We start from the raw sequence: 13,379 nt of genomic DNA, 5'->3' as shown, positions 1-13,379 counted from the left end.
TATCCAAGGTACGAAAAGAACTCCGAAACGTCGGACATCTAGGGCAGGGACTGCCCGAAGTAACGCTCAAGGAGACGAAAGAGTGCTTTCGTCGAGGAGTTGAGAAGCTCCCACTTCAAGCGTTAGCAAAGTGGCGAGTAGTTCACAAACTATTTATTCTCGGTAGCTCACATAATCTGTGATCGCTTCCCATTTGCCATCTTTTACAATACCAATACGTGCTTGTTCCGTACCTGCATGAAGGTCCTCTGTGAAAGTAACAGGTGCTGCCAGTCCTCCTAAATCTAGATCGGTAATGGATTCCAGTCCCGCAAGTATATCCTCTCCTGTAATTTCACCATCTGTTTGTTCTGCTGCATGAATCGCTCCTTGGACCATTACTTTAGCAGCCACCCATCCAGCGACATATTGCATATTAATATCTTCAATCGTTTTACCTCGACTCTCTAAATATTCTTTATACTCTTCCATACCAGGTACTTCCTCATATGGGAGCGCGTGGGTTAGAATCCCCATAAAACCTTCTGAAACTTCTCCTGCTTGTTCAATGAGACCTTCACCAACCGTCTGATTTAATCCTATATACTGTGAATATCAAGGGTTTGAGAGTCTCTTAAAAGAGCATTTGCATTGTCAACGAAATATTTTAATTGTTCATAAAATTTGGTTTTAATGTGATTTTACAACTTATTTTACGATTTATATCGAATAATTATCCATCGAAAAAGAGACGGGAATTTTCTCCCATCTCTCTTTCGTGCAAATGTTCCTTTCTTACTGCCATGATATGCTTGTTTTTTGTCAATATTCCTTTCCCATCTTCAAGTACAACGTTCCTTTACTGCGAACTACTTTCACCTTTAAATCATCCCGATAGTGTGCAGAAACACGATCACAATCGTGAGCGGTACAACCAACGCCATTAAGAAACGCCAACCTTGATAAAGTGGGAATTGTTCTTTTCTGTTAATCAAAAATTCCTCTTCGACCAATTTCTTATCCATTTTATGCACAATAAAGAGAGCAATGAGCAAGCTTCCAACCGGGAGCATGATGTTACTTACTAAATAGTCAGTCGCATCAAAAATATTTTTTTCAAACACTTCCACTCCTGCAAGCACTCCAGATGATAACGTGGAAGGAATGGCTGCGATAAAAATAATGATTCCGGCAATCCATGTAACCCGCTGGCGAGATCTTTTCTTGTTTGCCGTAAAAGCTGCCACAATGATTTCATATAAAGAAAAAGAAGACGTTAATGTCGCAAATAAAAATAGCAATAAAAATAAACTTAAAAAGAGTTGTCCGAATGGGAGTTCGGAAAACACTGCCGGAAGCACCATGAATAATAATCCTGGTCCTTCTGCCGGTTCGTATCCGAAGGCAAATACGACAGGGAAAATGGCGAGTCCTGCTAATAAAGAAACAAAAATATTCATGCCAACAACGGAACTCGCGGAGGAGAGTAAATCGACTTCTTTTTTCAAGTAAGAGCTATAAGTAACTAGACAAGAAAAACCGACTGCTAGGGAGAAGAAGGATTGACCTAATGCATACAGTAATGATTCTCCCGTAATCTTTGAGAAATCAGGTGCTAAGAAAAATGTGACTCCTTCCATGGCTCCATCAAGCGTTAATGAACGAATGACAATAATAATGAAAAAGAGAAATAATAATGGCATTAAGTATCTGTTCGCACGCTCAATTCCGTCTCGTATACCCGAAGAAATGACAAGCACGTTTACCGCAGTAAATAACAATAGTCCAAGCAAAGTGACCCAAGGTGAGCTCGTAATAAATCCGAATAACTCCCCGTAATCCTTTCCTTCTCCAATGACTTGCCCAAAAATGGACATGATGCTATAAATAAACACCCAGCCACCTACGACACTATAGAAAGATAAAAGCAAAAAACATCCTAGGACGCCAAATCTTCCGACCCATACCCACATGCTGTTCGGAGCAAGTTTTTTATAAGCCGTCACTGCTTCTGCTCGCGCGCCACGCCCGATAATGAATTCAGAAATAAGTAGAGGAAGTCCAATTAATAGCGTAAATAATACGAAAATGAGGAAAAAAGCGCCCCCTCCGCTCATTCCGGTGACATACGGAAATTTCCAAATGGCACCTAATCCCACTGCCGCTCCCGCAGAGGCTAAAATAAATCCAATTTTAGAAGACCATTGATCTTTTCTTTCTGTCATAACTACTTTCCTTTCATTTTTATGTAGAAAAATCTTCCTTCTAACATATGAAAAAAACCCGTTTTCGTCAACAGAAGCTGACAAAAACGGAAGGAGTGGGAGTGAAATATTAACAAAAGGAATCTTTCGGTTTTGGAACGGACAAACCAAACAGCGGGCGTAAATATAAAGCAAGAAACGTTCCAGCCATCGCGACAACGCCCCAGATGTAACCGTGCAAACTAAACGATGCAATGCCACTGAAGTATGCTCCTATATTACATCCAAAAGCAAGTCGTGCACCGTACCCCATCAAGAGACCACCGATCATAGAGGCAGTCGCCCCTTTGGCTGTAATTTTTTTCAATTGAAACAATCCACCGGCAGCAGAAGCAAGAAATGCACCTAAAATGACACCGAAGTTCAAGACACTCGTTGTATGAGAAAAGACAGAACCATATAATGTTTCTAAATCTCCTTCCCAATAAGCCCAGTTTGCAACATCAAATCCAAGCAAGTCGGCTCCTTTTGAACCCCAAAGGGCAAAAGCGGAAGTAATTCCCCACGGAGTCCCTCGCGTCATTAACGTCAAGGCATTTAATACGGCTAACACAACTGCCGCAATGATAATCGGCCAAGAACCTCGCAAAATACGTTTCCACCCTCGTTCTGTCGGAAGTGGTGCCATTTTCGGCGGATGTTTCTTTTTCTCGATTCGAAGCGTCCACCAAATGATTAGTCCAAAAAACAACACAGAAATAAGCCAAGCACCGGTGTATCCTAGACCGGTGGATGTAGCTAACGAAACCGCACCGAAAGACGGCATATCGTTTAACCAAAAATCGAGGTGGTACGCGCCAATGGTCGATCCGATAATGAAGAAAAGAAGCGTAATAAACATCACCGATCTTCCTTCTCCAATCGCATAAAGCGTACCGGATGCACATCCATTTCCAAGCTGCATACCAACACCAAATAAAAACGCACCTACAAGCAAACTTACTCCAATCGGATTGACATTCCCTGACGCTTCTCCACCAAAGAAAGTAAAACCGGTTGCTAAGATTGGAGCAAAAAACGTGACTGCCACGATAAGCATAATCATGTGTGCCCGCAGTGCTTCCCCGTTTCCGACAGACGCAAACCGCCTAAAAGCAGATGTAAAACCAAAGCGTGCATGAAATAGTGTATACCCCAGCAAAATTCCAATCACAAATAAAATTGGTTTCTCAATGGTTTGCGTCATTGCTAAATAAAAGAAAAGAATGAGTCCAACGACACTTCCTCCCATAATTAATTTCGTTTGCGGAGGAGGAAGCTGTTTTTCTCTCGGTTTCTCTATTGTAGGTTGAGATGTTAACACTTTCGCTTCCACCGACACTATGTTCACCTCTAATTCTTATATAAATAGTTGGTTTTTAATACCCATTATCATACGTGAAAAATAAATCTGTGTCAATAAAATGATGGAAGGAAAATGTAAGCGTCGCATGAAACGTTGATGGAACGATTCATCTTCTTTTTTTTAGCGTCATTCGTCGCATGAAACATAAAAACGCTTCGAATCACCTAAATTTTTTTCAATTTCACCCCTCTTACAACCACTCCTATTCAGTTTGCAAGAAAAAAGTGTCGCATCACCAGTTCATACGACACTTTTTTCATCATTTTCATTTTAAAATGTTCTTTGTACACCAAAAGAGAGACTCACCAAGTTTTTGGCGATGACTGAAGTTTTGTCCTAGCCACTTTATCTAAGGTTAAAAATTCAGCATAAGGAGAGTTTTTCAGCTGTACTCCCGCTCCTATTATAATTATCCAAACACATTCAAGACGTCAGCTAATATCTTTACTTGTTTAGAAAAGCACGTTGTAAGCAATTAGCGGCTTGTTCCACCGCTTTCATGCCTTGTTTTAACGCACCCGGCATCCAAAAAAACCCATGAATCATTCCATCGTACCGAGTGGCTTCCACCTGTACTCCCGCTTCTTTCAATCGTTTCGCATAAGCTTCTCCTTCATCACGGAGCGGATCATATTCTGCGGTGAGAACGAGAGCAGGAGGTAATTCGCTCAAATCTTCCGCTTGTAGTGGGGAGGCATAAGGGTTTTTTCCATCATTTTCTTCCCGCAAATAATGATTCCAAAACCAAACCATATTATTGACGAAATGTATTTTTCAGGGCGATTAAGTAAAAGGCACATTGCAAAGTCATTCCGCACTTTTCTCTCTACCGCGATACATATTTGTTTCCCGTCTTCCAAAAGCGCCATGGATAGTCTTTCGCTTCTCCAGTATTAGGAATGCCAATCCGGGGACCGCTAGAGATTTCTGTTACCGGCTTTCCTTTTGCGATATAGAGCGGTTTTTCAAACATAGGACGTCCATAGTCGGCTTTTGTAATGCCTAATGCTTTCGTCAGTTTCCCTGGTCCACTTGTTAAGTCGGTATGTTTTTTGTCTTTTCCTCTACGTGCAAACATTAACTCCTCTCCTATCACCGGTTCCACCGCGCGAATTAAAACGGCGTGAGGAATTCCTTCTGCTTCCGTCACGATATTAATGAGCGCATGGGTATGCATGACGTATACGTATGCATAGCCTGGCGGACCGAACATAATTTCCGTTCGCTTCGTTCTCCGATTTCCAAAACTATGTGCCGCTCGATCATTTTCTCCACAATATGCTTCTGTTTCTACAATTTTTCCTGCAGCGATTCCTTCCGGAGTTTCCTTCACCAAAATGTTTCCGAGTAATTTTTTTGCGAAAGAAAGAGTAGGTTCGTTAAAAAAATCTTGATGGACTGGTTCCAATTGCATGTATCTTTCACCTCGTTTGTTCTTAATCCTTCTTTTCTTCATATAAATCAATGTGTATATCACTTATTTGAGAGGATGTGATGATTGTTACACGTCCACCCATTCTACAAGCTGGGGACACTGTTGGTATTGTATCACTTGGAAGTCCGATTGACCCTCATACTGTCACTGAAAGGGTGCAAGTTCTAGAACAAACTGGTTTGCGGGTGGTACTTGGAAATTCTGTATTTCTCCAAAACGGATTTCTTGCAGGAACAGCCGAAGAACGTGCCCATGATTTTATGCGAATGATCGTAGATGAAGATATTAAAATGATTCTTCCCGCTCGAGGGGGTGTTGGGGTAAAAGGAGTTCTTCCCTATCTTGATTATGAAATGATTGCAAAACATCCTAAAATAGTTAGCGGATATAGTGACATCACGATTTTATTAAATGCTTTATATACGTATGCAAATTTGATCACTTTCCATAGTTTAATGCTCATTGATTTCCGCTTGAGCACGCCACCATTTAACTATGATGAGTTTTTTCGTAACGTGTCAACATTACAAGCGCCACGAAATATCAATAATCCCGACGGAATGCCTCTTATCGGTCGTGTTGCCGGGACGGTAACCGGTGAGATTGTTGGTGGTAATCTCACTTCATTTATCGGCACGCTTGGAACTCCTTATGAAATTGACACCCGCGGGAAAATTATTGTCATTGAAGAAACGAATGAACCGATTAACACCGTGTACCGATACTTAAAACAATTGGAAATGGCCGGTAAATTTCGAGATTGTGTCGGAATTGTGATGGGAGAGTGTACAGGATGTGCAGCTGCCTATGGAATAACATATGAAGATTTAATAGAACAGTTTCTCGTGCCATTAAATAAACCGCTTCTCACTGGTCTTGCTACAGGACATGGCAGATTTAAAACAACATTTCCCATTGGAGCGAGGGCGACTTTAAACACAGAAGAAGAAACGCTTACCATTCTTGAACCAACTGTTACGTCTCCACCATAAAAAAACGCTCTCTCATAGAGAAAGAGCCGTTTCATTTGACAATTCATCAAAAAAGACATGAATCGGTTGTTCCGTTTGAGGGTCTATCAGGACATATGTGTGAACAACTTGCGCTTCATTATTTTTCTCAATCCATACTTTGAAAGTATACTGTTCTCTTTCTTCGGAAATGATCGTTTTCCCCGCAAATGTATAGTCTTTTAATTCAAAGTCAGGATACTCATCTTTAATAGCGGTAGCAGCAAGTTCTCCCCATTCCACATATGCCGGGGCAGGTGGTTCATGACGAGGAACAATAGTCAAAGTGAGGAAACTGGCAAGAATGAGCCGAAAGGTAAATATAAGCATGAGAATCCTCCTTCAAGCCGTTTCCTCTAGCTTTTTCTTCAGGATGAAAAACTATTCACGTTATTTTTTTAACAAAATTTGCGTCCAATACTTTCCTTCTTCATCATAGCCAACTCCAATATGCGTCATTTCTTCATGGAGGATATTTTCCCGATGGCCTTTACTGTTCATCCAGCCAATCACCGCATCTTCTGGCGTTTTTTGACCAACGGCAAGGTTCTCAGCTGCTAGGTGATACTCCACTTCATACGCTTCTAATAATCCGACAAAATCACCGTATACAGGTGATTCATGGGCAAAGTATTGATTTTTTGCCATATCATCGGATTTTGCTTGCGCTGCAATGCTTGCATCTTCCGCCCATTGAAGTGGCTTTAAACCATGTTCAACACGCTGTTCATTCGTTAACTGAACAATTGTATTTTTCGTCTCGTTCTTTATATTCTCAACAGATGACTCATCCGCTTTGATATGACAAGACGATAAGAACAAAACGAACGTCCATATCAGTAAGTGTTTCAATATCTCCAACTCCCTTACATTGAAATCCCTTTTCAGTATGGACAATTTTTCCAATTTTTAATCGGTAAGAAGTGGATCTTAAACAGAGTCCGGGACATTACCAGGTTCCAAGCACTAAAATTTGCTTGGACATTTTTGTATGTTTTTTCCTTCGTCTATCACCGCCAGAAACGCATTTCTCTGTGCCTCTTTTCTCATCCGAAAACTTCATATGTCATCATTATCCGCGGGTGGTAAGAGGACGGCCGGTGCGATGCAAGACCATCGAAAACTTCCTTTATAAAACATCATGAGACTATTCGGTAGGAATTTTATGCGATATTTCGTCGTATGGATCGTTTATACGACACTTCATTGCATCGATTTCGTAATGAAAGGTCGTATGAAACGTGTTGCGACTTGTTTTTATCCTGATTTCTTCCATTTTAAGCCTTCATACGACTCTATGATCGGTGTTTTACAAAATGAAGCGTCGCATGAAACGTTTATGGAACGATTTATCTTATTTTTTAAGCGTCATTCGTCGCATGAAACATACAAGTACCGTAAGTCACCTATTTTTTCCAATTCCAGTCCTAAAAAGTGTCGTATGAACTTGTCATGCGACACTTTTTTCATCTATATGATAAATAAATCGTCTTATGAGAACCTCACGAAGTGTTTGGTGAGCACTTCTCTCTTTTGATTAACCGGAGTTTTGCCCTTACCGAAGAATGAAGGACTTTTTTTCTTATTCTACGTACTGAATAAACGCTTCCGATACATCCTCCGTACGTAAAGTTCCAAAGAAATAACCGTGATTAGAAAGAGTAAAGCGGACCACGTAATCTGCTTGCCCAAAGTTGCGCGAGTGTTGTAATGCTTCGGCAATCAGTTCTTCATCTTGTATTTCAGTCAAGTCGTATTCTTTTTCACGGAAAAAATATTCCTCTGGATAAGTAATTCTTTCGGATGAAGAAACGTCGATCACATCGATCGTGTCGATATCTTCTGGAACGATCCGTGCCTCGTTTATATAATCATTGCGCCTCAGCCATTCATCCACTTCAGCAAATGATTTATTCCACGACATATAAACCGCTTCTTCATTTTTTAAGGTTGTTTCTGTCTCTATTTTTATACTTCCCCATGTAGGTTCACCACCAATTAAATCATCGGCGGTTAAAGAATAAATATCGTATTTTAATATGTGACGTAATTCTTCTATTTCATTTTCATCCGTAATTTTCACATTTTTACTTTCGGGTCCTTGGGATACGAAAGTGATTGTTTCGATCGGGGCTTGCTCCCATCGATCAAGTTCAAAAAAGAATGTTTTATACGGTTTGGATTCAATCAGACTGCCTACATACTCTTCAGATTCTTCCATTGGTATGTGATATTGTCTGACAAGCCGGGAGCCGTTTTCTAAGTCATAAGCGATGACATATGAATCTTCATACAAGTGATTCGAAATGACGGGTTCCGGTTGCTTAGTGACAATTTTTTCGTGAAAAGAACGAACTTCTTCGATGAACGTTGGATCTTGAATAAAGATATCTTCTTCATCCAATTGCTCATCTTGTAACGTCCATGGATCTTTCCCTAAAAATACCCGTTCAATCTCACTTGCTTCAGGAACTCTCGTCTCATAACCAATCACATCTGTTTTGATCAGCACGCTCAGCACGAGAATAATACTAGCATAAACACCATATTGAACAAGAAGTTTCTTTCGCCAGATGTGCCACGTCTTTTTTAAAATAATTTCTGCAACTAGAAAACCAATCAAAGAGCCTGCAATGAGACCAAAAATGATCCAACCGTCGTGAGGATATTGGTCAAAATATACCGCACCGACTAACATCGTACAAACGGTGACCCCGTATTTAAAAATGGGGCGGAGAAACTCAAAAACAATGGTTTGACCACTCATTTCAAGAGGGCGCCACTGGTATAAGTAATAAGCCAGTACGATAAAAATTACGCAAAAAAGAGCGTAGAAAATCAATGGAAGATAGGAAAATTCCCTGTAATTCAATTCACTTAACCAAACAATAGGGGATAAGTATGTTGACCATTCATCCATCACATATCCTCGGGAATATCCGTATAAGTGCATCGCCAAATTGGCATGAATAAGATAAAAAAGAGCGGTTGGAAGGATTAATAAAATAAATGATAAAATTCCTTGGGCAACGGAAATACCTGTCATCATGCCAACAAAAATAGAAACGCTATAAAACAAAAGCACCATCACTGTCATCACCAGTGTCCATATGCCGATATCTCCGTTCGTAATTTCTTGATAAATCGGAGAAATATCCCGAACAAAAAATAACAACATCGCCACAAGCCATAATGGGATAAGTAATAATAGGGTCCCTGTTAAATAATGGTTCAGATACAAATGAACCCGCTTGATTGGCAAACTATGCATCATGTCAACCGCCGATTTTACGTGGAGATAACGAAACAAAACAATCCCAGCAAGAATCGGTAAAAATATGATCAATATAAATTGAAAAGGGTACGCAATATCAAACACATTTTCAATCACAAGACTGTCTCTATTTCTTATATCCGATGCGAGTAAAAACATTTGAAGTGGAAGGGCAAATAATAAACCGATAAAAAATACAATCCCAAGCCAGCCATGTTGTTTCATATTTTGTTTTTGCATCCCCTTATTAATAAAGGATTTGTTCGACTTCATAGCCGACCCCTCCCATCTCGTAAATAAACATTTCTTCGAGCGTGAGTGGTAGCATATCAAACACAAGTGGTTTTTCTGCTCGAATCGTTCGCTCAATCACATCTTTTTCTCCTCTTACGATCAACAAAAGCACACTCCCGCGTTTTTCTTTATGTACAATCGTTAAATCATTCAATATCTTTTCTTCTTTTTGCTCCTCATCAAAAGCAAGTTGTACTTTGTGGGTATCTGACTTTAATACATCGATGTCTTTTTCTAAAATAATTTTTCCTTCATGCATCATTCCGATGTGATCACACATATCTTCAATTTCCCGTAAATTGTGCGACGAGATAATAACAGTCATGTTTCGTTCCGCTACATCTTGAAAGAGCAAATTTTTAATTTTTTGGCGCATGACTGGGTCTAATCCATCCATTGGTTCATCTAGAATAAATACACTTGGCAAACAAGATAGTGAAAGCCAAAAAGATACTTGCCGTTGCATTCCCTTTGATAAACGGTGTATTTTTCGACTCGGTTCTAACGGAAAAACTCGTTGTAATGTTTCAAATCGTTCGTCACTCCAGTTGGGATAAAAAGAACGATAATAAGAAGCCATCTGTTCAATGGTCACTTGTGGGAAAAAATAAAGGGCGTCGGAAATAAACACAACGTTTCTTTTCATTGCCACGTTTTCAAAAATTGGCTCTCCTCCGATAAAAATCTCCCCTTGATCCGGTCGATAGATCCCAGCAAGCATTTTGAGCAACGTTGTTTTACCTGCTCCGTTTGAACCGACCAAACCATAAATGGAACCTTGTTTTACGTCCATCGTCACTTCTTGAACGGCTATTTCTTTATCAAACGTCTTCGTTACTCCTTTGACGTGAATCATCCGTTTCTCCTCCCTCCTTGATTTCATCAAACCATTCCTCTAAAGTTTCTTTCGTCAGTCCAAAATAAATGGCTTCTTTCAAAAGTGCTTGCAACGTTTCTTTTAATTCTTTCAATTTATCCTTTTGCTCCACTTGATCCACTGGCGCCACAAAATACCCCTTTCTACTGGCAGAATATAAATATCCTTCTCGCTCTAACTCTCGGTAGGCTTTTTGAATTGTATTCGGATTCACTGTTAATTCTTGAGACAAGGTACGGACAGACGGCAATTTCTCGTCTGGCTTTAAAATCCCCGTCACAATCAATTCTTTAATGTTATCCATTAATTGCTCATAAATCGGCTTGCGACTTCGTATATCTAGTTCAAACAAACAAAACCCCCCTCCTTTCTGTATTATCTGTATTATTTGTAATGATACAGTTAGTATAATTTATCCTATTTCTTTTGTAAAGAAATTTTTCCAAATAAGTCGTCTTTTTCATCAACGGCATTACATAAAAAAATCTCCAACAGAATCATCTACGAAGATGATACGGTTGGAGATTTATTGGATGAATTTTTGGATGATTTCACGTTTGGTCGATATGTTTTCAGAGAGAGAATGTAATACGTCACAATGCCAACAATAAGAAATAAGAGTGCTTGTACGATGAAAAGCGGTACAAAAAATAGGATAGAAAAAGATGCACTTGTCCAGAGAACGAGCAATGCGATGATTTTCGTCTTTACTGGAATTCCTTTTCCCGAGCGATAATTTTGAATGTAAGGGCCTATTCCTTTCGAATGAATCAGCTTGTTGTACAATCGATCGGAGGATTTTAAAAAACAATATGCCGCTAACAAGAGAAAAGGAGTAGTCGGTAATAAAGGTAATACCATTCCAATGACTCCGAGCACGACCGATACACTTCCGACTCCTATGAATAATCCTCGCATCAACCACGTCATCTTTTTCACCTGCTCTACATACGTATTTTTTCCCTTTTATCTGTCCACAATAAAAATAAACGAGTGATAGGGGGCTGACTACATGTTCCATCTTGATTCAGAACTGGAAGGGAAAGAAGGAACGTTCGGTGCCATTTTTTCTCCTCTTGAAAAAATAGGTTTTCATCTCGGGGACAATTGGGATTACGATCACGGAAGTTTCGATGCCCTTTTATGGCGAGAAAAAGGAGAATCTATTTATTTACGAACGCCTTTCGATGTCATGGAAGGAGAACTTGACCACTTTGACGCCATCATTCAATTTCAACGTCCATACATTATTAAACATGTCGTCAATATTGGTTTGGACCATGATGGCAATGCATTACTCACTTCCACAGGATTAGAACAATTCCAAGCGCCAATAGACAAAGATGGACGGATTCAAGATAAAAGTAAATGGGAAGAAGTAGGGCAACGGGCACTACATAAACTAATGAACACCGTTCCCCTCGTCTCTACTGAACAACCTGCAACGGAAGAAGATGCAATCGCTGAAGAAAAATGAAGGAGATATGTCTTCTTCATTTTTTTATGTTTAGCATTACTTGTTCCAACAGTTTATCCACTTTTTCCGCTTCATGAATATGGTCGGTAATGACTTGATTGGCACGTGAAAAAATATCATTTGCTAACTGTATTTCAGAGCGGACTTCATCGGAATAATTCTTTTCCTTCTCTGCTATCTGCAACAATTCACTCATTTCTTCTTTCGACTCCGTTATTTTATCGACCATTGTATCCATCATGTCCACCGTCTCATTGCTTTTTTGCTTGCATACTTGAATAAGTTCTGCACTCTGTCGATTGATAGTTAATGATTGTTCAATATCAGAAATAATTGCTTCCGTTTTGTCGCGAATATCTCCAATACTTTCTTCCGTATAAGTCGCTAATTTTCGCACTTCTTCAGCCACAACTGAAAAACCCCTTCCATGTTCCCCTGCCCGGGAGGCTTCAATGGATGCATTTAATGATAATAAATTCGTCTGGGTCGCAATTTCATGAATCACTTGAACAATTTTTTCAATTTCTTTGGAACGTGTTTGTAACACGTTCATTTGCTCCGTTTCTTTTTCCATTAATAGTCGAAGTTGATCCATTGAATCATCGGTGGAATGCACAATTTCTTTACAATTTGCTGTTTCCTGAATGAACTTTTCATGAATGTTATCAAGCTTTTCTCCCATATGTTGAAGTTGAGACGCGTTTTCAAACGTTTTTTCTCCGACTTCACTTACCACATTAAATTTTTCTTTTAAATCTGCAATTAATTCCTCTAATGTATGATGCTGATCGTTCACACGATGATGCTGTGTCACTGTGTCTGCAAGTTTTTCTTGAAATTTCTTTTTCCAATGCAAAGTATTTTCTCTTTCCTCTTGTAATTGTTGCTCTAATGTCTCTATTTTCGTTTCCAATTTGTGAATTTTATCCTGAAGATCAACTTTTTTTGCCGTAAACATCCAAGCGTCACACCTTTAACTTTATTAAATTATTCATTTCATATGCATATTTAATTGTACACGAAACAAAGGGATTTGAAAAGCAACAACAACCGAAACTACAGTGCCTTTCTTAATAATAAAACGCAATTTTTCATCAACGTTTCGCATCCTTATTATTAAATGTTTTCCGTCGTCCCATGAATGTAATCGAGTAGGAGGAGGCGATGAACCTCCGTCCTCTCACACCACCGTACGTACGGTTCCGTATACGGCGGTTCAATTAAGATTTGTAACGCAAGAATTCATAACGTTTTTGTAGACTTCTAAGCCCCTGGTGACTCCAATATGAGTTGCCAAGGTTCTGTCTAATATTGGACTGTTGGAGATACGCCAATAACCCTTTCGACTATTACCCCATTCATAGGCTTTCCATTGTGGGACGCCTAGCTTGATCAGGTTACGTATCTTTGTCTTCGGTTTCTTC

At 39.6% G+C, this 13,379-nt stretch carries 14 protein-coding genes and 1 pseudogene; 2 read left to right on the top strand and 13 right to left on the bottom strand.

Annotated features, from left to right (window positions below):
• Positions 1-153: 153 nt before the first annotated feature.
• The 5 genes from GJS40_RS09360 to GJS40_RS09340 all read right to left on the bottom strand — a co-directional run bounded on the left by GJS40_RS09360 (position 154) and on the right by GJS40_RS09340 (position 5,002).
• A complete protein-coding gene (locus GJS40_RS09360; protein WP_333723916.1) occupies positions 154-471 on the bottom strand; it encodes a type 1 periplasmic-binding domain-containing protein in 318 nt (105 codons plus the stop codon).
• A gap of 389 nt (positions 472-860) precedes the next feature.
• Positions 861-2,204 (bottom strand): sodium-dependent transporter, encoded by a 1,344-nt coding sequence (locus GJS40_RS09355; protein WP_270897614.1) that lies wholly within the window; start codon positions 2,202-2,204, stop codon positions 861-863.
• 109 nt (positions 2,205-2,313) lie between these two features.
• On the bottom strand, positions 2,314-3,567 hold the full coding sequence (locus GJS40_RS09350; protein WP_377902120.1) for a YeeE/YedE family protein: 1,254 nt from the start codon (positions 3,565-3,567) through the stop codon (positions 2,314-2,316).
• A 465-nt stretch (positions 3,568-4,032) separates the two neighbouring features.
• On the bottom strand, positions 4,033-4,341 hold the full coding sequence (locus tag GJS40_RS09345) for an alpha/beta hydrolase fold domain-containing protein (RefSeq protein WP_270897613.1): 309 nt from the start codon (positions 4,339-4,341) through the stop codon (positions 4,033-4,035).
• Between the two features lie 73 nt (positions 4,342-4,414).
• Positions 4,415-5,002: a DNA-3-methyladenine glycosylase gene (locus GJS40_RS09340; RefSeq protein ID WP_270897612.1), complete on the bottom strand. Its 588-nt coding sequence runs from the start codon at positions 5,000-5,002 to the stop codon at positions 4,415-4,417.
• 83 nt (positions 5,003-5,085) lie between these two features.
• Here GJS40_RS09340 and GJS40_RS09335 point away from each other — a divergent pair, with 83 nt between their 5' ends.
• Complete coding sequence (locus tag GJS40_RS09335; RefSeq protein WP_270897615.1) at positions 5,086-6,015, top strand: S66 peptidase family protein; 930 nt, start codon at positions 5,086-5,088, stop codon at positions 6,013-6,015.
• Positions 6,016-6,027: 12 nt separating this feature from the next.
• On the opposite strand, the gene GJS40_RS09330 is transcribed toward GJS40_RS09335, so the two are convergent.
• From GJS40_RS09330 to GJS40_RS09305, 6 genes are all read right to left on the bottom strand, one after another.
• Positions 6,028-6,363 carry a DUF3889 domain-containing protein gene (locus tag GJS40_RS09330; protein ID WP_270897611.1) on the bottom strand — a complete coding sequence of 112 codons (336 nt, stop codon included), beginning with the start codon at positions 6,361-6,363 and terminating at the stop codon, positions 6,028-6,030.
• A gap of 60 nt (positions 6,364-6,423) precedes the next feature.
• Positions 6,424-6,885: a CAP domain-containing protein gene (locus GJS40_RS09325; RefSeq protein ID WP_270897610.1), complete on the bottom strand. Its 462-nt coding sequence runs from the start codon at positions 6,883-6,885 to the stop codon at positions 6,424-6,426.
• Positions 6,886-7,615: 730 nt separating this feature from the next.
• On the bottom strand, positions 7,616-9,580 hold the full coding sequence (locus GJS40_RS09320; RefSeq protein WP_270897609.1) for an ABC transporter permease: 1,965 nt from the start codon (positions 9,578-9,580) through the stop codon (positions 7,616-7,618).
• Positions 9,555-10,457 carry an ABC transporter ATP-binding protein gene (locus GJS40_RS09315; protein ID WP_270897608.1) on the bottom strand — a complete coding sequence of 301 codons (903 nt, stop codon included), beginning with the start codon at positions 10,455-10,457 and terminating at the stop codon, positions 9,555-9,557. Before GJS40_RS09315 ends, GJS40_RS09320 begins: the two co-directional genes overlap by 26 nt.
• The gene (locus GJS40_RS09310; protein ID WP_270897607.1) at positions 10,423-10,830 is read right to left on the bottom strand and encodes a GntR family transcriptional regulator; all 408 of its coding nucleotides are present in this window, start codon (positions 10,828-10,830) and stop codon (positions 10,423-10,425) included. Before GJS40_RS09310 ends, GJS40_RS09315 begins: the two co-directional genes overlap by 35 nt.
• A 149-nt stretch (positions 10,831-10,979) precedes the next feature.
• Entirely contained in the window at positions 10,980-11,408 is a 429-nt protein-coding gene (locus GJS40_RS09305) for a YbaN family protein (RefSeq protein WP_270897606.1), read from the bottom strand.
• 82 nt (positions 11,409-11,490) lie between these two features.
• Here GJS40_RS09305 and GJS40_RS09300 point away from each other — a divergent pair, with 82 nt between their 5' ends.
• Entirely contained in the window at positions 11,491-11,955 is a 465-nt protein-coding gene (locus GJS40_RS09300; RefSeq protein ID WP_270897605.1) for a YugN family protein, read from the top strand.
• Positions 11,956-11,971: 16 nt separating this feature from the next.
• Here the strand turns inward: GJS40_RS09300 and GJS40_RS09295 are convergent, their stop codons facing one another.
• Both GJS40_RS09295 and GJS40_RS09290 read right to left on the bottom strand, forming a co-directional pair.
• Complete coding sequence (locus GJS40_RS09295; RefSeq protein WP_270897604.1) at positions 11,972-12,913, bottom strand: methyl-accepting chemotaxis protein; 942 nt, start codon at positions 12,911-12,913, stop codon at positions 11,972-11,974.
• 262 nt (positions 12,914-13,175) lie between these two features.
• Positions 13,176-13,379 (bottom strand): annotated as a pseudogene (locus GJS40_RS09290) (group II intron reverse transcriptase/maturase); the annotation flags it as partial.

The sequence above is a fragment of the Aliibacillus thermotolerans genome, from assembly GCF_027853235.1.
Taxonomy (GTDB): Bacteria; Bacillota; Bacilli; order Bacillales; family Marinococcaceae; genus Aliibacillus; species Aliibacillus thermotolerans.
Note: the sequence above shows the minus strand (reverse complement) of the source record. Positions and strands in the feature narration are given on the sequence as shown.